This is a genomic window from Ezakiella peruensis (assembly GCF_900215725.1).
Taxonomy (GTDB): Bacteria; Bacillota; Clostridia; order Tissierellales; family Peptoniphilaceae; genus Ezakiella; species Ezakiella peruensis.
Genome location: NZ_LT962469.1, coordinates 17,747 through 41,787 on the forward strand (window position 1 = coordinate 17,747; position 24,041 = coordinate 41,787).

A 24,041-nucleotide genomic window follows, 5' to 3' on the forward strand; every position below is an offset into this window, starting at 1 on the left:
GTTATAATATAACTAGGTGATATTATGGGGATTTTGTATATTGTGCCAACTCCTATTGGCAATTTATCTGATATAACTTTTCGGGCGGTCGAGATTTTAAAGTCTGTCGGCTTTATTTACTGTGAGGACACTCGCCACTCGGGAATCTTACTAAAAAATCTGGGAATAAAAAATAAACTCCGCAGCCTCCACAAGTACAATGAGGCCTCCAAGGTTGACGAGATCCAAGACCTTTTGGACGACGGCGTGGACATAGCTGTAATTTCTGATGCGGGCACGCCAGGGATTTCGGACCCCTGCGAGCTCTTGGTGAAATCCGTCCAAGCGGAAGTCATTTGCCTGCCCGGACCAACTGCCTTTGTGCCGGCCCTTGTGGCTTCGGGCTTAGATGCAAGTCGCTTTACCTTTGTGGGATTTTTGCCACAGAAAAAATCTGACCGCGACCGCGAGCTTGAAAGTCTAAAAAATATTTCCCATACACTTATCTTTTACGAGTCACCCCATAGGATTAATGAAACCCTTGCCGCCATGGAAGAAATTTTTGGCGACAGGAATATTTCCATTGCCCGCGAGATTTCAAAAATCTACGAAGAACATATCAAAACGACCTTGCATGAAGCCAAGGACATGGACTTTCGCGGCGAGCTAGTCATAGTTGTCCAGGGGGCCGAGGCAAAAATTGAAGACTTTAGGGACCTGGCTAAACAATTGAAAGATGAAGGCTTAAGGACCAAGGATATTGTAAAAAAAGTTATGGAAAGAAATCCCGACGCCAAGAGAAATGACATTTATAATTATTTGATGGAGCTGGACCATGGAAGACAGGATTAGAGAATTTGAAAAATTTAATGAGACTTTGCGGGAAAAATATAAAAAGATCGACAAGGCGCATATAAAGGCAGACTTGTCCCAGGTCGGCGAACTCTACCAGGCCAGGAAACTGACTGTAGAAGAACTTGGCGTTTATAAAGAAAATTCAATCGCAGCTGTAGACGGGTCAGTAAATTCCTTTGGTGGCGATGAACCAAATGTGATTTCACTTTTGTCGGTCTGCTATCTGCCGGACTTAAAAAGGGAAAGGCTTGAAATTAATAAAATCATTTCCCCTCTGGCAGGCTCTTACGAAAACCCCAAGGACGAACTGGCAAGACTGGAAGTTCTGGTTGCCATCCAAGGCCTGGAGAAATTTAAGTCCCATGCCCTCTTTATGGACGGCGGCTTTATCAGGTTTTTGACAAATGCAGAGGACGACTTCCATGAGCTTGTCCAAGTGGCCAACAAAAATAAAACTTTGGTCGTCGGCATTATCGAAGACATGAAATCCAAAGTGGTGGCCGAGTCACTTGGCATTGACGCCTACGATCGAGAAATCGTTTTTGGCGCTTTGGATTATGGCCAGGCCCTTATTTTAAATTCCAAGCACAGGAAAAATACTGAAGTGGGGACTGCTTATATTCGTTCGGCCTTGAGCCCCCAGCCAATTGCAATCGACTATAATGTTTCAGATGAGAAAAGGATTAGAGAGGCCCTGGATTTAATTTTTACCATGACTCCTGAGAGTGGGCGTGGCATTCCCTACATCATTGACATGGTGGACAAGTACGCGCGGATTACCGACCGCGAGCTGGAGGCCTTTATTAAAACATATATTGACGAAGACTTGAGACGGATTTATCTGGACCAAGCCAGAAAGAAGAGGTGGATGTAATGAAAGTTGCAGGCATGACTAGCCAAAGCGAAGCCTATATCGTGGATAACGAGCGGGCCATTCGCATCAATGAATATTTAAAAATTATCGACCCCAGCCAGGGGGCTCTCCTTTGCGAGACAATTGAAACCCATACTTACAATCGCTTTATGCCTTTGGATCCGGATTCGGACATGGCCGACAAGCGAGTTATGGAAAGTTTAAAGGAGCTGGGCTACGACTTGGATAACGAGAGGATTTACATTGCAAAAGTGCGTTTGTTAAACGAAGCACCTTATCCAATTGAAACTGGGTCAGATGTGGTCGTGCCGACCTTTGACGAAGTAAAATCCATTTTGATTTCCACTTCCACCGACAAGGGCCTAATCGTCGGCGCCATCAAAAACACTGACAACTTATATGCAGGCGCAGACGATGAATTAAAAAACCTCTTCACTACTTACGAAGACGGCAAAGCTGTTGACCAATTTGAGCTGCCCATGATTTTTGATTTATGGGCCATGAAGGACTACCCGCACGTGGGCGTCTTTGGCGGATCGGGATCGGGTAAGTCCTACGGATTACGGGTAATTTTGGAAGAGCTCATGCGCCACAATATTCCCACAATTATTTCTGATCCCCACAATGAAATGACCTTTGAAAGTGAGGACGGACGTTTTGACGACGCTTATGAGGTTTATGAGGTCGGCGTGAACGCTGGCGTGGACTTTCGCGACCTGTCAGCTTTTGACTTGGTTTACCTGCTTCAATCAGCAGGTGGCCTTACCGAGCCCATGAAGGCGGCCATTGAAAACATCAAAGAGCAAAATGAATCCATAGATTCCTTTAAATTTAAAATCTCATCTATGATTGAGCTCTTACAAATCGGCGATGAAAATAAAATTGCCCAGGAAATTCAGGACCTGCGTGCGGCTGGTAACATTGCCGAGGCCAATACCCTTGACACAAAGCTGGCTTCCTACGGCAAGTATATAAAAACTTCCAATATAAATGTATTAAAGGGCATTAGCTGGAGGTTGACCTCCCTTGACAAGACGGGGATTTTCGACACGGCATCAAGTTCTGTAATCGAAGATCTAAAAGCGGGCAAGACCGTGGTCATCCAAGGGTCCAAACGCGTGCTCACAGTTTTTACAGCCTTTATCTTAAAGAAGACTTACAATTTGCGGAGGGAATATTTGGATGCCAAGATAAAATCTGACGCAGCTTATTTTCCGCCCTTCGTTTCAGTCGTTGACGAGGCCCACAACTTTGCGCCACGCGGCGATGAATCTCCATCCAAGTCCATTATTCGCGAGATCGCCCAAGAGGGCAGGAAGTACGGAGTCTTCTTGGTCCTTGCAACCCAAAGGCCAAGCATCCTTGACGACACGTCGACAGCCCAGCTGAACACAAAATTGCTTTTTAGAACGACTCGTGAAACGGACATCAAAACTATTCGCGACGAGACCGATATTTCAAGCGAAGATGCAAAGCGTCTGCCATATTTGAAATCGGGTAACGTTTTCTTCTCGTCGGCCACTATCGGCCGGACACTTTTTGTCCGCGTCCGCCAGGCCATCAGTCATCAACCCAAGAGCGAAAACCCCTTTGATGAGCTTAGGGATTACAGGGCCAAGACCACTGATAAAATTATTGATATTTTAAAAACTTATTCGCCAATTAACGAAACGGATTATCTGAAGCTGATCGAAGAACTCGAAGATATGGGCATGTCTTACACGACAGACTCTTTAAAAGCCGAGCTCAATCGTCTGGTACAAGCTGGATCCTTTGAAATGGAAGAGACGGTTTTTGGAAGGAGGTACACATGGAAAAATTAAATATCTTAGTCGCAACTGTTGAGGCAGTCCCCTTCGTGAGGGTCACCAACTCTGCGGAATTCGTCTACAACTCCACCCGCAAGTACAGGGAGAAAAACCACAACGCCAAGGTTGTCATGCCCCTTTACAAATCAGTCAAGGCCAAGTATTCTGATTCGCTTAGATACATTACAAATTTTATGGTGGACATCAATTCAGAAAAACACACGGCATCCATTTTGACTTTGGATGTGGAAGGCGTGGAATTTTTATTTATAGATAGCGAAACCTATTTTAACCGCAACCGGGTCATAGGTGAGGTCGACGACTGCGAACGCTTTATATTTTTCTCCAAGGCCGTCGTCCAAATGATCAAGGAAATGGATTTAAAGACCGATATATTAAACGCCAAAGACTTTGAAGCCGCATTAATTCCTGCCTATATTAAAAAACTCAGGCAAAACGACAAGTACTATAAAAATGTCAAGACCGTTTTGACCCTCCACGACATCAAAAGCCAAGGAATCTATCCCATTTGCGAAGCCGAAGCTATTGGTCTTCCCATGGAGATGGTGGGCGATTTCGACTACAAGTTTTATCAGTCGGTCAACTTTTTAAAGGCCGGCATCCTGGCAGCCGATTACATCACCTTCCCATCCCCAACTTTCAAGGAAGAATGCCAAACCCCATTTTATTCTGAAAGATTGGACGGACTTTTCAAGGCCAACAATTTTAAAATGGCTGGCATCTTGGACGGCCTAAATTATATTCGCTACAATCCAGAAACTGACGGGTCATTATTCGCCAATTTTTCTCTGGAAAATTTGGAAGAACGCAAGGTCAACAAGCTTGGACTCTTGAATTATTATAATTTGGAGGGCGTGGACAAGATGCTGATCTGCGTTATCGGCAGGATGATCAGTCAAAAGGGCACGGACCTCATCGCCGACAATTTGGATTATCTGATGGAGAAAAATATAAATATAATCTTTATGGGCACTGGCGACCCCGAAATCGAGGATACATTAATCGAATATCAAAATCGTTTCCCCGGCCGCATAGCAACTAAGCTTTATATGAACGAAAACGAGGCCAACAGGATTTTGGCTGGTTCGGATTTTTATCTGGCAGTACCGCGGACAGAAATCTCCGCCATCAACCAGCTGATTGCCATGCGCTATGGGTCAGTTCCAATCGTTCGCGAAACGGGAACCCTCAAGGACTCAGTTAAGGCCTACAATAAATTTTCCAAAAAAGGCCAAGGCATTTTGTTCTCTGGCCAAACCTCCAAAAACTTTAGGGAAGCCATCGACACCGCATGCGACATCTACTTCAACAAGCCAGAAGTCTATGAGCAGATGCAGGTGAATTGTTTGGAGAGGGACTCCAGGTGGGGGGTTACGACGGAGGCTTATTTGGATATCTTCTATGAATTAAAGCAAGAGTATGTATAATTTGCGGTTAATTTCGCGACATTCTTGTGAAAAAATTTTTTAGTCCTCGATGTACGCTCTAGTACACCTGCGTCCTAAAAAATTTATTTCACTTCGAATCTCATCGAAATTTCCTCGCAAATTTGCATTGTTGGATTAGTGAAAACAATACAATTAAAACTAAAAAATACGCGAAGCGTGTAGGGTCCACTTGCAGCCCTGTGGGGTGTTCCCAAAAAGTTGGACAAATAATTTGTTCATCTAAAAGAATGCTTTCTACTTGCTAACTAAATTTTTGAATGCGATTGTCAAGGGTTGCGAAGCAACTTGCATAGCCCTTGACATAAAGCTTATTCAAAAATTTATCATATAGCAAGAAAGCTTCTTTATGCTCTTTCTTTTTCTTCGTAATACTTGGCCCTTTTTTCATTTGGACTTAGGTAGTTGNTGTAAAGTTAAGGTGTTTCTTTTGTTTGAGTCCATAAAGGCATCTGGTCCGTATTCGTTGTATGTTTGGATCCAACCTTGAAGGGTTGTTTTGGGTATGTTGTTAATTTTTACAAATTTTCTAAGTGATAGTTTTGAGTTTAGATATTCTTCTACTTTTTTCTTTTTGTAGTCTTTGGTGTAGTCCATGTTCTCCTCCTTTTGTGTCCAATTTTCGGGGAACAGGACACTGCCCAAGAGAACGAGTGTAACGACGTTCGATTGGTATGCAGGACTCACGCAACCTATTTTTCAAGAAAACGAGCCAAAGGCGATGTTTGATTGATTGAAATAGTCTGAGGAGAATGTGGACCGATTTTTTTCTGAGTACAATATTCTCAAGGGGAATGTGGTCCATAAATTTTGGAGATTGGTGAATCTTACGGCCCTCATCGAAATTTCCTCGCAAATTATGTAAGTGGAATTAGTATTGAGAAGATATAAAAACATATTAATTATCCAACGGATATATATGTAGCCATGTACCGTCCACTTTATTGTGGACACCTCGTCCACGGAGACTTAATGTCCCGTGGGCGAGATTTAATTTTAAAACAAACATATACATATGCCGACCAGCAAAAAAATAAAGCACAAGATATGACTGTACTCTTGAATTATTTCGAAGATTGAACTATAATACTAAATAGGAGTCTATAGTTTTATTTTTGAACTATTAAACCATATATATTTTTAAGAAGGGGGGTTATGATATATGGAGAAATCCATACAGGAAGAATTAAAGAATGTACCGAGCGATAAAGACGTCAATTGCCCGGTTGCAAATACTATGAAAATTTTATCCAACAAATGGAAGGCCAGAATTATCTGCGTCCTTTCAAATCTGGGGACCTTGAGATTTTCTGAACTCAGAGACGGCATGAGCGATGTCACTGAATCTACACTTGTTAATAATTTAAAAGAGCTCGTTCAATTAGGCATTATAACCAAGACCGTCTATGACGAAATGCCGCCCAGAACCGAATATGATCTTACCGAAAGAGGCAGGGAGCTCGTCCCAATTTTGAGACAAATGAGAGCCTGGAGCCATGGGGTGAGGTTGGAGAATGAGGCGGAGTTGCCCAGGTGCAAGGGCTGCGACTTTTTGTGTAAGTGATTTTATGGTTAAAATTGCGATTTTTTGCAGTGTTCGACTTTTTGCTCATTCCGACGTACACTTTAGTACGCCTCATTCGTCAAAAAGTCTCAAGCTACAAAAATTCATCAATTTTTCCTCATAAAATCTATGTGCTTAAAGGTTGAAGAGAAGATAATAATTTATTTCACTTTGAATCTTATCGATTTATCCTCCTAAATTCGGGTGCTGAAAGGTTGAGGAGTTGATATTATTCACCTCACTCGAAAAATTTCTGCGACTCACGCCTTTCTCATCAAATTTTCCAGCGAAATTTAAGAGAATGATAAAGATTTAAGAGGAGCGAAAATTATAATTTTATGTAAATTTATAAGAACGTATGTAGGGTCCACTTGCAGCCCTGCCCAAGAGAACGAGTATAACGACGTTCGATTGGTATGCAGGACTCACGCAACCTGTTGTTCACGAAGAAAAAATATAGCGAAGCTTGTAGGGTCCACTTTATGTGGACCGGATTTTTTCTGAGTGAGTACAACAGTCTGAGGAGAATGTGGACCGAAAAGGATTTCCCGAATGTTATCCTACGGATAACATTTATTTTGAACATTAATAATAAAAAATAACGGCCACGTTTTTGTGGTCGTTTTAGTTTGCTTGCGGGAAATTGCATTTGCCTTTATAATATGTATATAGAATTCTTGAGGAGGTTGGCATGATTAGGCGTGCGAAGATGGGTGACTTGGACAGATTGGTGGAGATTTTTGAAGGGGCCAAGGCTTATATGCGGGCGAATGGCAATTTGAAGCAATGGGCGGATGGCTATCCGGCGAGAAGTGATTTGGCGGCGGATATTGAAAATGGGAATTTGTATGTAATGGAAGATGGAGAGATTTATGGAGCCTTTGCCATGATATACGGGGACGATCCGACTTACGAGCACATAGAGGGGGCCTGGAATTATGACGGCCCTTATGTGACCATCCATAGGATTGCCCAGGCTGGCAGACGGCGGGGCGTCTTTAAAGAGGCGGCGGACTTCGCCCTGACAAAATCGCCATGTGTAAGGGTGGATACTCATGAGGATAATGGGACGATGAGGGCGGCGATAGTGCGCGCAGGCTTTGAGTATTGTGGGGTTATTTACCTAACCAACGGCGACCCACGATTCGCTTTTCAGAAAAAAATTTAGGGTTTAAATCGCGACATTCTCGTGAAAAAATTTTTTAGTCCTCGATGTACGCTCTAGTACACCTGCGTCCTAAAAAATTTATTTCACTTCGAATCTCATCGATTTATCCTCCTAAATTTGTGTGCTGAAAGGTTGAGGTGTGTGATTCGCGAAATATTCCCGTTTTTCCTCGTGAATTTTGTGCATATAAAATGTGAAGAGAAGATAAAAATTTATCTCCTACAAATATATTATAATGCATCTTGTAAACAACATTAAAAACACATATATAAAAAAACTCGATTGCGGGACATCGAGTCCGCGCGGCCGAGATGTCCGAAATTCTCCTCAGACTCTTGTACTCACTCAGAAAAAATTCGGTCCACATAAAGTGGACCCTACACGCTTCGCTAGATTTTTTCTTCGTGAACAAGAGGTTGCGTGAGTCACTGCATACCAATCGAGCGTCGTTATCACTTGATCTCTTGGGCAGGGCTGCAAGTCGCTCCTACATCGCAGAGCGTTATACAACGTAAATTCTATTAATATTTTTTATCGTAAAAATATCCTACGGATATTCATGTAGCCATGTAGCGTCTGGTTTATTCCAGACATTCGGCGAATGGGATTGCCTCTTGCGGGCATGAGCATTCGTCGTATATTTTTTCACAAGAATATCGCGAAATTAACCGCAAATTAACCGCAAAATAGAAAAACCCGAGCCATCACGCCCAGGTTTCTAAATTATTATAAAACAAAAGGATAAGTATATTATACACTAGCTCTCCCAATATGGGTAACAAAGTTGTTAATATTGCGGTTTTTTTAATTACAAATGGATTACATTTTTTTAAATAGAAGGTCGCAGGCGGATTTTAGGTCGGCCTCGCTGATGGAAGCGTAGCCGATGATGTACCTGGGGTCGTCGCTTTTATTTTGATAGTAGTCCTTGATGGGGTAGATTTTTATTTTGTATTTGCTTGCATTTGCCAAGATTTCCTCTTCGCGTTCTTTGAAATCGCAGATGACATGGAGGCCGGCGTCTTGGCCTGTGTAGGCGATATTGTTTTCGTCCAGGGCTTTTAACAAGATATTTAATTTTCTTTTTGAAGCTGTCCGCATCTTGTTTAATTGTTTTTCAAAATGCCCCTGGTCAATAAAGTTTGCGATGAGCTTTTGGGTAAAGTAGCTGACATTGGTCTCATAAGATTTTAGAGCCAAAGACTTGGGCAAGACCATGTAGGAGGTCTTGATCGACGGGGCTATGGACTTGGAAAAGTTTCCGATGTAGATTACCCGGTCGTTTACGTCGAAGGACTTGAGGGCGGGAATTTTGATCCCCGTGTACCTAAATTCGCTGTCGTAGTCGTCCTCCAATATATAGCGATCTTTTTTGGACGAGGCCCAGGAAATCAGATCCAGGCGTTTTTTAATTGGATAGACCAGACCGGTTGGAAATTGGTGGGATGGGGTAACCGAAATTATATTTGTATTTTGCGGAATTTTTTCAAGATCAATCCCGTCTTCCAAAACGTCAAAGACTTGGTAGTTTTTCTTAAACTCCTTTAGGGTGTTTACAATGCCGGGAAAGCCGGGGTCTTCTAGGGCAAATTTAAATTTGGGATAGGCCTTGGTCAGCTCATAGATCAAAGCTCTCGTGGAATTTGCAATGTAGATTTGACTGGCCGAGACCTTGAAACCGCGCTCGTAGTATAAGTATTTTGCAATTGACGCCCTGAGTTCATAGAGGCCGCCGTCCAAATGGCGGTCGTAGAGGTTGTCGTCAAGGTCGGATGCGATGTCGCGAATGGTTTTGGATAGAGCAGAGTCAATGGCCATGGATGGGTCAATCCCGTTAAAATCCAAATCGTAATCGTAAATTTTTTCATAATTTTTTTCAATTTCAAAAGATTTTTCGTCGGGAATTTGAACCAGGCTGGCAATGTCAGATGCATAATAGCCTGACCGCTCTTTAGAATAAATATAGCCCTCGTCTAAGAGGAGATTGTAGGCGGCCTCAATGGTCGATTGGGAAATGTTTAAATCCCTTTGCAAGTCCCGTTTGGATGGGAGCTTGGCATTGTTTTCGATTTGTCCGCTCAAGATGGCATTTTTAAAATAATTATAGAGTTGCTCATACAAAAATCCTTGGTTTTTGTCTATGTATATGGCAGTCATAAATCCTCCTTTGATATCCTTATTGTATAATATTTTGACATTAAAAACAAGGTCAGTTTAATGAACTGGTCTTATTTTTATTTTCAAAAGTGATACTTTTAATATGGTCAGTTGTATGTTAAACTCATGTAAAAGGGAGGAAAACAATGAAAAATAATAACACTAAAAAAATTACAATCGTAGGTCTCTTGACCGCTTTGGTATTTGTATCAAATTACATTTCAATTCCAATTCCAACAGGCTTTGGAGTTACTCGCGTTCACATTGCAAACGGCATTTGCATTCTAGCAGCCATGCTGGTGGGCCCACTTTGGGGAGGGCTGGCAGCAGGTCTGGGCTCAATGTTTTATGACTTTACAAACCCAGCCTACATTGCAGGTTCACCCATCACTTTTATTTTTAAATTTACCATGGCAGCTGTGGCTGGACTCATCGTTCATTCAAAGGGGGCCAATGCCAAGAGCAGCACCAAAAATATTATCGGCACAGTCGTAGGTGCGCTCACTTATGTCTGCCTATACCTAATTAAAAGCTATATAACACAAAGATACGTAGCAGGCATTCCACACGAAGCAGTTATGGTTACAGTTAAAACCAAGGCTGCGGCTTCACTGGCAAATGCAGCCATAGGCGTAATTATCGCTCTTGTCTTAAACAAAATATTAAAACCAATGGTCGATACGAGGCTTAATTAATGAAGTGCACGTCCTTTAATTCCTTTACCTATGTAGGCAATTGTTCTTTAAAGGTTAACGTGGCGCTTTTCATGGCCCACGGCTTTGATATTGTATCGGTCCCAACCAAAACTTTCTCCGCTCATCTGGGCTACACTGACCCGGTCATGAGTGAAGGTAGGGATTTTAATGTCTTGATGGAATCGGTCCAAAAGATTTTCCCAGCAGTCGACCTAGTTCAAATCGGATATTTGGATGAAGAGACGCCTTTTGCTGGTATCAAAAATTATCTACAGAAAGTCGACCACAAATTTGTCCTGGTCGATCCAATTCACGCGGACGACGGGCGGATGTACTCGCCCCTTAGCCCACGGCAAATTGAGATGTACAGGGAATTGATAAAAAATGCCGACGCCGTCACGCCAAATCTGACCGAGGCCATTAATGTCTCTGGATATCCGGTGGCATTCGAGGAAATTACGGACGCTGACGTGGTAAAGATTGCGGAAATTCTCCACAGGGACTTTGGGGTTAAAAATGTAATTATCAAGAGCTATGTGGAAGACGGCCAAATCAAAACTTATTTTAAAAACAAAGATCAAGAGGGCTTTGTGTCCTCGCCACTCGTCGATGCCAAATTCGTTGGATCAGGCGACGCCTACGCATCCATGGTGGGCATCCTTCTTGCAAATGGCGACCTCAATATGGCCAGCTTGCAAAACTTACAGACCATTATGTATGAGGCCATCAAGGCCCAGGCCCATGAACCTGCAAGCGAAGAGGGCTTCCACGATATAAAGACAGACAAGATCCATTTCTAAAAATAGAATTAATTTTTTAGCTTAAAGATAAGCCATCATAAATTTTTGATCATTTTTTCGGATTTGCATATATTCTCCAGTTTAATAACTGGCAAGGAGCCACGAAGATCTCGTGGCTTTTTGCTTTGGAAAAATCTTTGCAAATAAAAACCTGGCACATCTGTAGCCAGGTTTATTTTAATATTTTCAGTCAAAAATTATTTATTTTATGTTTGTGATGACCCACTTCATGCCTTCTTTTATGAATTCAACTTCAACTTCATCGATGTGAACTCCCTTGAAGTCAGAGACCATTGGATCATTAAAGTATCTTTTCTTGACCGCGCTAAAGACATTAAAATTTCCCTTAGCTGTCTTGGTGTCTTTGTTGTACAAGAAGTCAATTGTCTCTACTTCCACATCGATAAAAAAGTCGTGTAGGGTCTTGTCTGTGTAGTCGCCATAGTAGGTCTTGAAGTCTTTGAAGGGACTGATAAAATAATCCGATTCGTCTTGTGCGCTCTGAGCAAAATATTTTCTTACGTCATCAAAGTCGTATTCCATTGCATCTTCAAAAACGCCCTTGACAATCTCAGCTGCTTTTTTATCTGAAAGCTTGTCGATAAAGAGGGGTTTGATAACAAAGAATACCAAGACTAGGGCGACCAATAGGCCTCCTATTATCATTCCTATATTTTTTCCAGTAGCCTTTTTATTTCTATCAAAGCTATTTGCTAATTTATTTTCTAATTCCTTTGACCCTTGATCTACAGGCTCGACTTGTGATGTATTTGCTTCAAGGCTTGCCCCGCAAGATGTACAGAATTTTGCATTGTTAGCTAATTCTGCGCCGCAATTATTACATTTCATAGCTTACCTCCTCGTATTTATTGTAGTTCATAAATTTATTATATCATAGATGATAGAAAAACAAAAAATTTGCAAGAAAAAAAGCTGGAGGCCTGTGCCTCCACCTTTATTTTATAGCTTAATATTTTTAGTTAAAGCTAGTGATGACCCATTTCTTGCCTTCCTTGGCGAATTCAACATTGACTGTATCGGTGTCGATTCCCTTGAAGTCAGATCCGAACCATTGGGATATCATTGGATCAGTCAAATATTTTTTCTTGACCTTGCTAATGACCTTAAAAGTTCCCTTAGCTGCCTTGGTGTTTCTGTTGTACAAAAAGTCAACAGGCTCTACTTCAATATCGATTAGGTCGTCTAGGGTCTTGTCTACATAGTCGCCATAGTAGGTCTTAAAGCCTTGGAAAATATCAAAAAAGTAATCTGCTTCGTCTTGGGCGGTAATAGAAAAATATTTTCTGGCGTCTTCAAAGTCAAAGTCCATGGCTTCTTCAAAGACGTCTTCAACGATGTCAGCTGCTTTTTTAGCTGTCAGCTTGCCACCGCCAAAGAGTGGTCCAAAGACAAAGAATATCAAGAGCAGGGCGACTACGACACCGCCAACTATCATCCCTATATTTTTTAGATTAGCATTCTTGTTTCCACCAAAGGTGTTTGCTAATTTATTTTCGATTTCTTTAGCCCCTTGATTTACAGGACCTCCCACCTTTTGTCCGCAGTTGGTACAAAAGCTGGCGTCCCCTGCTAATTCGCTCCCACAATTTGGGCAGTGTCTTGGTCCGCCTTGTGGTCCTTGCGCTTCGACGTTTGCTCCGCACGATGTGCAGAATTTTGCATTGTCGGCTAAGTCTGCGCCGCAATTATTACATTTCATAATCTACCTCCTCGTATTGATTATAATTTATATATTTATTATATCATTTATTATAAATTCTAGCAAGAAAAAACTCCAGCCTTGAGCTGGAGTTTATTAATAATCATTAAATTCGCTGATCTTCCATTTGCGGCCAACTTTTACAAATTCTACTTGAATCGTTTGTGGTCCGCCGCTTGCCAGGGCCATATTGAGCAGGCCATTTATAGTTGGATTTTTGATGCCTTTTTTATTTAGGGAGAAATTAACACTATAAGTCCCTTGGGCTGTGCCAGCGCTCTTGTTGCAAACGAAGCTCATAGGTGTGACATTTATATCCATAAAATCTGCCAGGGTTTTATTGCCTAGTAGGGGTCCGAGTTCGCTTTGCATACTTTGGTATTCATCTGCAAAATCCCTGTAGTCGTCATCGCTTACATTTGCAAAATTTTTGCTGGCCTTTTGAAAATCAAAATCCATTATGGAGTTTATTGTGTTTTCGACCATTTTTGTAGCTTTCTTCTCTGATAAACCCGTGTTAAAGAGTGGGATTATTACAAATATTAAAAGTAGGAGGGCTAAGACGGCTCCGCCAATAATTAGGCCAAGTTTTTTTACATCCGCTTGGTTTTTTCTAGGTCTAATATAATTATTTCTTGGGGCCGCTTGCCTTACAGGGCCTCCTACTCTTTGTCCGCAGTTAGTGCAAAAGCTAGCGTCTGCTGCCAACTGGCTCCCGCAATTTGGACAGTGTCTTGATCCGCCTTGTGGGGCAGTATTTTCTACTTTTGCTCCGCACGATGTACAGAACTTTGCATTGTCGGCTAAGTCTGCGCCGCAATTATTACATCTCATAATCTACCTCCTATAAATTATATTTTATTTTGACTTTATTATAACACATTAAAGGGAAAAGGGCAATGTTTTATTTGGCGAATGGGTAATATAATATATAGAAGATTTAGAAAGGGGGATAAGATGACGAGCTTCAAAAATTTTTTCACGGGCGATGACGATTACGGATTTTTAAAAGCAGACCAAATGCCCTCAGGTGAATATCGTGATGTTTACGCTAGCCTTGCCATGAGAGAGGGCTTTGTGACGACTGGTCAGACGGGCGATTACTTAAATAACCACTGCGGAGCCACGGCCGCGACGAATTTTACCCGCCACTATATAAAGGAAGATTGGTGGAAGCTTTTTGTAAATATCTATGCCCTGATTGGCAACGGCCCAGCTTTTTTTATCTCCCACAAGATCAAAAGATATTTTAAATCTCACAATCTAAAATTAAAATCCAAAATTCATTTTAAGACCGATAAAATAAAAAAAGCTACGATTAGAAACCGCCTGTCGATTTTGTTACTTGCTAATGGCCTCTTCGACTGGCACTATGTTCTCTGCCTGGGCTACCGGGCCTACGCAAATGGGGACGACTATTTGATAATCGCAGATGGGTGGACTCAAAGCATAAGCTATTACAAGGTTAATCGCGGGTCACTTATGTTCTCCGCCACGACCTATGACTTGATTATTTCTTAAAGGAGTGAGATTTATGGATAAAAATATTTTAAGGGACAGGATTCGCGGCGCCCTCTACGCCCATGCCATTGGCGACGCCATGGGAGCGACCACAGAATTTATGTCGGCTGAAGAAATTAAAATAAAATACGGCAGGGTCGATGATTTAATCGGCGGCGGCTGGCTGGATTTAAAGGTCGGCGAGACGACAGATGATACGGCCATGACAATCGGGGTTATTGATGCACTCATGTCAGTCTTTAAAAGTGGTGATGAATTTAAAAAATACTGCGCAGATAATTTTTTGGCCTGGTTTGAGACCGGACCAAAAGATGTAGGCAACCAATGTCAAATAGCCCTTGTTAAATACAAAATGACTGGCGACTACATCGACGAAGATAAAGACGCTTTGGGTAACGGCAGCCTCATGCGGGCACTTCCTTGTGCCTTCTTGCCAGTGGATGTATGGTCACTAGTGACCGACCGCCCACCAGCAGACGAGCCTTCACTAGTAGACGGCCGCTCACTGATGAACGCCTGCCCACCAGTGGACTTAGCCTTTTACTTGAATCTCCTCCAAGGGGAGATCACCCACAGGAATAAAACTTGCGCCGACATCTTAACCACATACACAAAAATAATCAGGCACTTTATCTCGGGCGAAAATTATAAGTTAAAATCTCAAGAATTATTAAAACCCTCTGGCTATATTATAAATACCTACAATAACGCAAAACACTTTGCAAACCTTCCAGTCGCTGACGCCATTATAGGCGCGGTAAACCACGGAGGAGACGCGGACACCATTGCCGCCATCACCGGGTCCATGGCAGGAGCCAGAGACGGCTATCATTCTATTCCAAAAGAGTGGATCGACAAGCTAGACGCAAATGTAAAAGCAAAATACGATAGCTTTATAGAATTTTTGCTAGAAAAATATGAATAAGAGGAGGAAACTTATGGACAAACAAATGGAAAATAAATTTAAAATCTACGCCTCAATGTTTTTTGATTGGCTGACCTTTACCCTGACTTTTTACATGACGGCCAGCTTCATACTTTCCTTCGCCCACAGCTCTTTATTTATCGTTTTTAACACCCTAAACATCGTCCTCATATCCCTCTTTACCAAGGTCGCTCACAAGTCCTATGGGAAAAAACGAGGCAATATTTTAATATTAATAACTGTCCTGACATTAGCGGCTTTAATTTATTTCTTAGGATATTTTAATGTTTCACAGACTCTAATTAAATTATAAAAAAACTTCGTAAGCCAGCCTTTTCTCGTTGACTATTGGTTTTTTCTTTGCTATAATTAAAGCAGAAAGCCAGTAGGCTTGGACTTTGTCTACAGAGAGATTTCGGTTGGTGGAAGAAATCGGCAGGGCCTTGCTGAACCTACTTTTGTTTTCGCAAGCAAGCGCGGGTGGTTGCCGTTAAGGACCGACAAAGAACCAATTTGAGTGGTAACGCGGAAACATCGCCTCATGTATATGGGGCTTTTTTTATAGAAAATTTTAGCAAAGGAGAATTTTATGAGATTATCAAGATATTACATGCCGACCTTAAAAGAAGTGCCGGCAGATGCAGAAATTGCCAGCCATCAGCTCATGCTAAGGGCCGGCATGATTAGACGGACTTGCACGGGGATTTATTCCTACCTGCCACTTGGCCTCCGTGTACTTATGAATGTGGAAAACATCGTTAGAAAAAATATGGATGAATTTGGCGGCCAAGAAATCCGCATGAGCGTCATCCAACCAAAGGAAATTTGGGAGGCTTCAAACAGGTGGGCAAAATACGGTCCAGAATTATTTAAACTAACCGACCGCAATGACCGCGAATTTTGCCTAGGGCCAACAGCCGAAGAATATTTTTCATTCCTGATCAAGGACGAATTAAATTCCTACAAGCAATTACCAATGAATCTTTACCAATTCCAAGTTAAATACAGGGACGAAAAACGCCCACGCTTTGGCCTTAACCGCAGCCGTGAATTTTTGATGAAGGACGCTTACTCCTTCGACTGCGACAAGGAAGGCATGATCAAGTCCTACCACAATATGGAAGACTGCTACGACGCAATCTTCACCGAGATTGGCCTGGACTATGTAAAGGTTGACTCCGACTCTGGGCAAATGGGCGGCAATTTGTCGATCGAATTCCAAGCCCTAAGCGAAACTGGCGAAGGCGAACTCCTCTACACCGAGGACTTGTCATACGCAGCCAACATCGAAAAGTGCCCGGTCTCCTATGAAATAAAGGACGATTCCCAAATGTTAGAGCTGGAAGAAGTTCACACACCAGGCACAAAAACAATTGCAGATGTGGCCAACTTCTTAGGAATTGACGAAAACAAAACCGCCAAGATGATTTTCCTATCAAATGCAGGTAAGCCTGTCTTTGTAATGATCCCTGGCGACAGAGAATTAAATTTAACCAAGCTGGTAAACTTTATCGGCGCCAACGAGTACGATATTGATATGCTCCCAGCTGAAGAAATAGAAAAGCACGGTTGCGTTGCTGGTTTTGGCGGCCCAATCGGTGCGGATATAAAATTCATTTGCGACAAGAGAATTATGCAGATGAAAAACTTTGTAGTCGGCGCCAACAAGACCGACTACCACTACAAGAACGTAAACTACGGCCGCGACTTCGAAGGCATTGACGGGGGCGACCTTTTGACAGCAGTCGAGGGCGACATAAGTCCAAACGGTCAGCCAATGAAGATCCGCCGCGGCGTTGAAGTCGGACAAATCTTTGGCCTGGGCACCAAGTACGCCGAAGCCGAAGGGGCTTATTACCTTGACGAAAACGGCAAGAAAAATCCAATTTGGATGGGCTCATACGGGGTTGGCGTTTCAAGGACGATTACCGCCATCATCGAGCAAAACCACGACGAATTTGGAATCATCTGGCCAATGTCCGTTACCCCTTTCCACGCCATCGTTACCATTGTAAACACAGGCGACGAAGAACAAGTGGCACTGGGCGAAAAAATTTATGCAGAACTTAAAAAATTCTGCGACGTTATGCTTGACGACAGAAAGGACAGGGCTGGAGTAAAATTCGCCGACCGCGATTTGATCGGCATTCCACTTAGGATTACAGTTGGCAAACGCGCCAGCGAAAACATTGTGGAATTTTCTTACAGAAAGACACCAAAGGACAGACAAGAAATCTCAGCTGAAGAAGCTATTGAAATTATCAGAAAGGAAGTAAAATAATGGTTAGACTACGCTTTGCACCATCGCCAACAGGCTGGCTACACATCGGAGGACTTAGGACAGCGCTCTTTAACTACCTCTATGCCAAAAAGATGGGCGGGGAATTTATTTTAAGAATAGAAGACACAGACAGGACCAGATATGTGGAAGGGGCAGTTGAAAATCTACTTGACGCCCTCAAATGGTCGGGAATTGAAAACGACGAAGGCCCAAAATTTGTCGACGGCGAATTGAAAGAAGTCGGTGACTACGGCCCTTACACCCAATCAAACAGACTGGAAATCTACAGAAAATATGTGGATGAATTAATCGAAAAGGACAAGGCCTACTACTGCTTCTGCGACAAAGACCGCTTGGACGAAGTGCGCAAGGCGCGTGAAATTAAAGGCCTTATGCCAAAGTACGACGGCTTTTGCCGGGCAATTCCCCTGGACGAAGCCAAAAAACGCGTGGCAGCTGGCGAACCTTATGTTGTAAGGATGAAACTGCCTAAGAACGTAGACATTTCATTTGACGACCTAGTTCGCGGCAAAATTACTATAAATACCGACGACATGGACGACCAAGTCCTCTTAAAATCCGACGGCTTCCCAACATACCACATGGCAGTTGTAGTTGACGACCACCTCATGGGCGTTACCCACATAGTCCGCGGCGAAGAATGGCTGCCGTCAACACCAAAGCATATCTTCTTGTACGAGGCTTTGGGCTGGGAAAAACCAACCTACGTCCACCTGCCAACCGTTTTAAACAAGGACCGCAAGAAACTTTCCAAACGCCAAGGCGACGTTGCCGTTGAAGACTTTAGGGCCAAGGGTTATTTGCCAGAAGCACTTGTAAATTACCTGGCACTTATCGGCTGGAGCCCAGAAGGCGAAGAGGAAATCCTATCCATGGATCAAATGATCAAAGAATTCGATTTTGCCCGCGTTTCCAAAACCGGCGGCATCTTTGACCTTGAAAAATTAAATTGGACCAACGCCCACTATATTAGAAATACAGATAGCGAAAAATTATTAGATCTCGCTAAGCCATACATGGTCAAGGCCCTCGGCATTAGCGAAGAGGAAATCGACGCCAACCGTGACCACTATGTAATTATGATGGACGCCTTCAAAGAAAACGCAGAAACCCTTGAAGTCCTTGCAGAAAAATGCAAGCTCCTCATGCCTGGCGACTTTGAAGTGGAAGAAGAAGCCAAGGAATGGCTGGCAAACGAAAATATTCCGGCCATCAAAGCTGCCATCAAAGAACTCTTGGACGGCCAAGAATTGACCCTAGAATATGCAAAAGGCTTTATGAAACAAGTCAAAGAAAAAACTGGGGCCAAGGGCAAGGACTTATTTATGCCAGCTCGCGCACTTCTAACAGGTGTTGTCCACGGACCAGAATTCGACAAGTGCCTATATCTTTTAGGCAAAGAAGAAATTTTAAGAAGGATTGACCTATAAATGAAAAAGGCATTTGTTATTGTCATCGCAACCTTGATGGCTCTTAGCCTAGTCGCCTGCAACAAAGTAGGCAAGCTCTATCCCATTATGGATATGGACGAAGACGGCATTTCCTACAAATTTTACAATGCCAATATGGACCTGGCCTTTGACCAGGCCTATGACGATGTGATTTCCTATTTTGAGGGCGACTACGCAGTTGTTTACAAGGGCGATCAAATTCAAATTATAAATAAAACTGGCCAATCGCTTGTGAACGAAGACTTCGACAGCGTGGCCGATATTAACGGCGACCGTGCGATTTTGAACAAGGCCGGCAAAAATATTCTCTATGATCTCAAGGCCCAAAAAGCCCTGGCGACTTATGATTATATCAAGGCCGAGGCCAGCGGAATCTTCGCCTACATGGACGGAGGCAAGTGGGGCTACAGAAATATAAATGAAGTCATAGTCCAGCCAACTTATGACGAAGCCTATTCCTTTGGCGTAAATTTTGCAGTCGCCATCAAGGACGGGACTCCTATTAAAATCGACAAAAAAGGCGAAGAGAGTCCACTCCCTTACGAGGAAGTCCTAAAGGCTGGCGATTCAGTTTATCTAATCGGTCTCAAGGACGGATCTGTCGACCTCTTAAATGCTGACGGCGAGGCGATATTTACAAATATCAAGGGCGACATAGTCGACATCAATTACGACATGCTAGTCATCAACCAAAGGGTGGGCGGGTCTATAAAGTCCGCCATCTACTCGGTCAAGGGCAAAGAACTTGTGCCAGCTGATTTTGATGACGTGAGACTCTTATCCAAAAAATATTTTTCAGCCCGCGGCAAAGACGGCTTTGCGCTTTTTAAAACCGACGGAACTCGCCTGACCGATTATAAATATTCTTATTTAAATGCGGATAATTTCGATTCAAACGGCGGCATCATCTGTTCTATTAGGGACGACCAGGCCTACTTCCTGGACAAAAATGGAGTGGAAATCGACGCGCCAACAGCTGAGGGGACCATCGATGTAAAAAAAGACGAAAACTTTTACATGATCTCGACCATGAACGAAGTCCTTTACTTTAACAAGGACAAGGCCCTGGTCAAGACCTCTCTTATCCCAAAACCTCTGGAACATCTTTCCTATATTATAAAGGACCAAAGTCCCTATATATTTGCAAAGAAATTGCCAGCAGGGACCAATCAGGCTTTAAATTCTGCCATCGACGAGATTACAAGAGACGACCGCAAAATTGAATTGAATATTCACGGGGACATATTGTTTGTGACAGTGAAAACTGCCAAGGGTGATCCGACTTTTATGTTTGATATCAGCCTGCCAGCCAAGGTTGAACTATCGGATTTATTTACCGAATCCGACATGCGTGACAGGCTCATTGCCATGTCCGCTTTCAAAGACGAAGCCGACATCGAAATCGTAGGCTTTGTTCTCGAGAATGACCTGGATGTTTATTTCAAAAAGGGCGATGAATTTTTGAAAGAAAAATTCGCCTACGAAGACATCGACGACTACTTGGACAAGGACCAGGCCACATTTTTTAAATCGGTCCTGGCTCCCAGCATAAATGTGGGTGACTGATATGGAAAAGCAGACAGGCAAGGTCAGCCGCCTTGAATTTAACAAGCGGACGACCATTATTAGCGAGGGAAAATCTTATAAGGAAAAAACTGGCCTGCCCGGAGAAACCGTCGAATTTAGCATTGGCAAGCGGGGCCGGGCTAGGGCGGAGGGGGTAGTCTCTTCGCCCTACAAAAAAATCCTGGACTGTCAGGTCCAAGACCGGTGTGGCGGCTGTCGCTTTAGGGATATCACCTACGAGGACGAAAAAAATATAAAAATTATGGAACTAGAACGCTTGGCAGATCAAATATCTGCCGAGTTTTTGGGTCTGCACACGCCTGCAAGCATTCACCGCTACAGGAACAAAATGGAATACACTTTTGGAGACGAAGTTAAGGACGGGCCTATGAAGTTGGGTCTCCACGAAAGGGGCAAGTACCACAATATTGTGGAGGCGGCCGATTGCAAGCTGGTACCCAAGGACATGGATGCCATTAAGCTTACCGTGAAAAGTTTTGCTGTTAAATCTGGCCATCCCTTTTACCACAGGTACGGGGGCCAAGGTTTTTATAGGCACCTAGTCATCAGGCACAGCGTCGCGGACGACAAGTATCTTTTAAACCTGGTCACGACTTCGCAGGCAAGTTTGGATGTGGATGGACTGATTGAAGAATTAAAAACAGCAAAGCTCATCGACAAGATTGCTGGCATCTACCATACGACCAACGACAGCCCTTCGGATGCAATCGTGGCCGACAAGGTCGATTTAATTTACGGTCAAGGGCAAATCTACGAAGAAATTCTGGGACTCAGATTTCCTATCGGACCCTTTTCATTTTTCCAAACCAACAGTCGTGCAGCCGAAGAATTATATGCTTATGTAAAAACTCAAGTCCACGGAGCTCATGTCATCTGGGATCTCTTTGCAGGATCCGCAGTAATCGGGGCCATCGTCTCCGACATGGCAGACCAAGTTTACTCTGTGGAAATAAATCCAGCCAATGTCTTAGATGCAATGGCCATGCTGGAGATAAATAAAATTACAAATGTCCAGCCAATCCTCGCCGATTGCAAGAACTTTGTTAAGACCGAAGACAAGGCAGACTTTATAATCGTCGACCCACCCCGGGCAGGCCTGGGCAAAAAAATCGCTGAGACTCTGAACGAATCGGGCGTGGAAAGAATTATCTATGTGTCTTGTAACCCAGTAACAGCGGTAGAAGATATAAAAGAAATGACGAATTACAAAGCAGTTAGCATGAAAGCGTTTGATAATTTTAGAGGGACGCTGAACATTGAGACGGTATATATTTTAGAAATTTGCGGTTAAAATTGCGAAAAACGCTTGTTTCGAAATATTTGCTCATTGCGGAGTACCATTTGTACACCTCATTCGCAAAATTTCTGTACTTCGCGTTTTTCATCAATTTTTCCTCGCAAATTATGGAGAAAAGGCGAGCGTATTATCCTGGGAATATTTTTTTATATGTATATTTTGAGATTGCTTTTGCAATCTCTTTTTTTACATTCCCTCTCTTTTGTGTTATAATATCTTTCTAGGATTAAAGTAATATAAAAATAAAATTCCAAATTTATAGTTTTTATTAAAGATAAATATATTGAAATAAAGGTGGTGGAGTAAGCAGATGAAGATAGACGAGATAAAGAAACTAATAAAATTCGGAGAAAAAATAGATGTTGAGTTTAAAGAATCTAAGGAGGCTTTAACTAAAGATGTCTTTGATACTGTATGCTCTTTTAATAATAGGAATGGAGGGCATATTTTACTGGGTGTAAATGATAAAAGAGAAATTGTCGGTGTTAGTGAAGAGAAAGTTAGTAAAGTGATTAAAGAATTTACAACTGCAGTTAATAATCCACAAAAGATATACCCACCACTTTATTTGCTCCCTGAAGTCTTTGATATAGACGATAAAAAAGTAATTTACATCAGAGTTCCTGAAGGTTATCAGGTATGTAGACATAATGGGAAAATTTGGGACAGGTCTTATGAAGGAAATATTAATATTACAAATCATTCAGAACTTGTCTATAAGCTATATGGGAGGAAACAGGGGAGTTATTTTGTAAATAAAGTATATACAAATCTTGATATTGAATTCCTTGATACGTCAGTTATTGAGAAAGCTAGGATAATGGCAACCTCACGAGATAAAAATCACGCTTGGGGCAGGATGAGTGATGAAGAACTTCTTAGAAGTGCGAATCTAATTCTTACAGATTTAGAAACAAAACGAGAGGGGATTACACTAGCTGCAATTTTGTTATTTGGAAAAGATAACTCTATTATGTCTGTTCTTCCGCAACACAAAACCGATGCGATATTAAGAGTTGAAAATAAGGACAGATATGATGATCGAGATGTTATTACGACAAATTTAATTGATAGCTACGATAGGCTTATAGCTTTTGGACAAAAGCATTTAAATGACCTTTTTGTATTAGACGGAATCGTAAAGGTTAACGCAAGAGACCTAATACTTAGAGAAATAGTTTCTAATACGCTGGCCCATAGAGATTATTCAAGTGGATATCCTGCAAAGATGATTATTAGTGATGAGAACATTATTGTTGAAAATAGTAATTTAGCTCATGGAACTGGAGTACTAGATTTGCAAAAATTTGAACCGTTTCCTAAAAACCCGGCTATTTCCAAAGTATTCAGAGAAATAGGCCTCGCCGATGAGTTAGGTTCAGGTATGCGAAATACTTATAAATACACACAGCTTTATTCGGGAGCAAATCCTTTGTTCGAGGAAGGGCATATATTCAAGACAATTATTCCACTTAAGAAGATAGCCACTCAAAAAGTTGGGGGGAATGACGCTCAGAATGACGCTCGGAATGTCGCTCAGAATGACGCTCAGAATGTCGCTCAGGATAAAGTATTGCTTGCAGAGTTTATAAAAGAAAAAGTTAGAAACAACAATAAAATTACAAGAAAGGCTATTGCAGAAGAAGCTGGTGTTAGTGTAAAGACTATTGAAAGAGCTATAAAAGATATTTTTAATCTAAGATATGTAGGTACTGGAAGGAATGGTCATTGGGAGCTTGATGAGTAATAAATAAGTTGAGCACCTAAAAATCAAAAACGATTAGAGTAAAATCTAATCGTTTTTTATTGTTCTTCTTTTTTTACATTCCCCCTCTTTTGTGTTATAATATGTTCTTGAGATTAAAATAATAT

The 24,041-nt window shown here is 42.2% G+C and carries 20 protein-coding genes; 16 read left to right on the forward strand and 4 right to left on the reverse strand.

Annotation, left to right across the window (positions count from 1 at the left end):
* Positions 1-24: 24 nt before the first annotated feature.
* From rsmI to CUU59_RS00125, 6 genes are all read left to right on the forward strand, one after another.
* Positions 25-831 (forward strand): 16S rRNA (cytidine(1402)-2'-O)-methyltransferase, encoded by an 807-nt coding sequence (gene rsmI / locus CUU59_RS00095; protein WP_099950017.1) that lies wholly within the window; start codon positions 25-27, stop codon positions 829-831.
* Positions 815-1,708: a DNA double-strand break repair nuclease NurA gene (locus CUU59_RS00100; protein WP_099950018.1), complete on the forward strand. Its 894-nt coding sequence runs from the start codon at positions 815-817 to the stop codon at positions 1,706-1,708. The genes rsmI and CUU59_RS00100 overlap by 17 nt, the downstream gene beginning before the upstream one ends.
* Positions 1,708-3,531 carry an ATP-binding protein gene (locus tag CUU59_RS00105; protein ID WP_099950019.1) on the forward strand — a complete coding sequence of 608 codons (1,824 nt, stop codon included), beginning with the start codon at positions 1,708-1,710 and terminating at the stop codon, positions 3,529-3,531. The genes CUU59_RS00100 and CUU59_RS00105 overlap by 1 nt, the downstream gene beginning before the upstream one ends.
* A complete protein-coding gene (locus CUU59_RS00110) occupies positions 3,519-4,964 on the forward strand; it encodes a glycogen synthase (RefSeq protein WP_099950020.1) in 1,446 nt (481 codons plus the stop codon). Before CUU59_RS00105 ends, CUU59_RS00110 begins: the two co-directional genes overlap by 13 nt.
* 1,180 nt (positions 4,965-6,144) lie before the next feature.
* On the forward strand, positions 6,145-6,546 hold the full coding sequence (locus tag CUU59_RS00120) for a winged helix-turn-helix transcriptional regulator (RefSeq protein WP_099950022.1): 402 nt from the start codon (positions 6,145-6,147) through the stop codon (positions 6,544-6,546).
* Positions 6,547-7,237: 691 nt separating this feature from the next.
* A complete protein-coding gene (locus CUU59_RS00125; RefSeq protein WP_099950023.1) occupies positions 7,238-7,714 on the forward strand; it encodes a GNAT family N-acetyltransferase in 477 nt (158 codons plus the stop codon).
* Between the two features lie 819 nt (positions 7,715-8,533).
* On the opposite strand, the gene pdxR is transcribed toward CUU59_RS00125, so the two are convergent.
* Positions 8,534-9,871: a MocR-like pyridoxine biosynthesis transcription factor PdxR gene (pdxR, locus tag CUU59_RS00130; protein ID WP_099950024.1), complete on the reverse strand. Its 1,338-nt coding sequence runs from the start codon at positions 9,869-9,871 to the stop codon at positions 8,534-8,536.
* 146 nt (positions 9,872-10,017) lie between these two features.
* On the opposite strand from pdxR, the gene CUU59_RS00135 reads away from it, so the two are divergent.
* On the forward strand, positions 10,018-10,566 hold the full coding sequence (locus CUU59_RS00135; RefSeq protein WP_099950025.1) for an ECF transporter S component: 549 nt from the start codon (positions 10,018-10,020) through the stop codon (positions 10,564-10,566).
* Positions 10,566-11,366, forward strand: a complete 801-nt coding sequence (locus CUU59_RS00140; RefSeq protein WP_099950026.1) for a bifunctional hydroxymethylpyrimidine kinase/phosphomethylpyrimidine kinase — start codon at positions 10,566-10,568, stop codon at positions 11,364-11,366. The genes CUU59_RS00135 and CUU59_RS00140 overlap by 1 nt, the downstream gene beginning before the upstream one ends.
* A gap of 201 nt (positions 11,367-11,567) precedes the next feature.
* Here the strand turns inward: CUU59_RS00140 and CUU59_RS00145 are convergent, their stop codons facing one another.
* The 3 genes from CUU59_RS00145 to CUU59_RS00155 form a co-directional block, all read right to left on the reverse strand.
* Positions 11,568-12,215 carry a zinc-ribbon domain-containing protein gene (locus tag CUU59_RS00145; protein WP_099950027.1) on the reverse strand — a complete coding sequence of 216 codons (648 nt, stop codon included), beginning with the start codon at positions 12,213-12,215 and terminating at the stop codon, positions 11,568-11,570.
* A gap of 127 nt (positions 12,216-12,342) precedes the next feature.
* A complete protein-coding gene (locus tag CUU59_RS00150; RefSeq protein WP_099950028.1) occupies positions 12,343-13,086 on the reverse strand; it encodes a zinc ribbon domain-containing protein in 744 nt (247 codons plus the stop codon).
* A gap of 96 nt (positions 13,087-13,182) precedes the next feature.
* On the reverse strand, positions 13,183-13,920 hold the full coding sequence (locus tag CUU59_RS00155) for a zinc ribbon domain-containing protein (protein ID WP_099950029.1): 738 nt from the start codon (positions 13,918-13,920) through the stop codon (positions 13,183-13,185).
* 123 nt (positions 13,921-14,043) lie between these two features.
* On the opposite strand from CUU59_RS00155, the gene CUU59_RS00160 reads away from it, so the two are divergent.
* The 8 genes from CUU59_RS00160 (at position 14,044) to CUU59_RS00195 (ending at position 23,916) form a co-directional block, all read left to right on the forward strand.
* Complete coding sequence (locus CUU59_RS00160) at positions 14,044-14,607, forward strand: hypothetical protein (protein ID WP_099950030.1); 564 nt, start codon at positions 14,044-14,046, stop codon at positions 14,605-14,607.
* 13 nt (positions 14,608-14,620) lie between these two features.
* On the forward strand, positions 14,621-15,532 hold the full coding sequence (locus tag CUU59_RS00165; RefSeq protein WP_099950031.1) for an ADP-ribosylglycohydrolase family protein: 912 nt from the start codon (positions 14,621-14,623) through the stop codon (positions 15,530-15,532).
* A 13-nt stretch (positions 15,533-15,545) separates the two neighbouring features.
* Positions 15,546-15,845, forward strand: coding sequence for a hypothetical protein (locus tag CUU59_RS00170; protein WP_099950032.1), 300 nt, complete (start codon positions 15,546-15,548; stop codon positions 15,843-15,845).
* A 276-nt stretch (positions 15,846-16,121) separates the two neighbouring features.
* Entirely contained in the window at positions 16,122-17,813 is a 1,692-nt protein-coding gene (locus tag CUU59_RS00175; RefSeq protein ID WP_099950033.1) for a proline--tRNA ligase, read from the forward strand.
* Positions 17,813-19,264, forward strand: coding sequence for a glutamate--tRNA ligase (gene gltX, locus CUU59_RS00180; protein ID WP_099950034.1), 1,452 nt, complete (start codon positions 17,813-17,815; stop codon positions 19,262-19,264). Before CUU59_RS00175 ends, gltX begins: the two co-directional genes overlap by 1 nt.
* On the forward strand, positions 19,265-20,851 hold the full coding sequence (locus tag CUU59_RS00185) for a WG repeat-containing protein (protein WP_099950035.1): 1,587 nt from the start codon (positions 19,265-19,267) through the stop codon (positions 20,849-20,851).
* A 1-nt stretch (position 20,852) separates the two neighbouring features.
* A complete protein-coding gene (locus tag CUU59_RS00190) occupies positions 20,853-22,163 on the forward strand; it encodes a class I SAM-dependent RNA methyltransferase (protein ID WP_169922803.1) in 1,311 nt (436 codons plus the stop codon).
* Between the two features lie 316 nt (positions 22,164-22,479).
* Entirely contained in the window at positions 22,480-23,916 is a 1,437-nt protein-coding gene (locus CUU59_RS00195; protein WP_099950037.1) for an AlbA family DNA-binding domain-containing protein, read from the forward strand.
* The last annotated feature ends 125 nt before the right edge of the window (positions 23,917-24,041 follow it).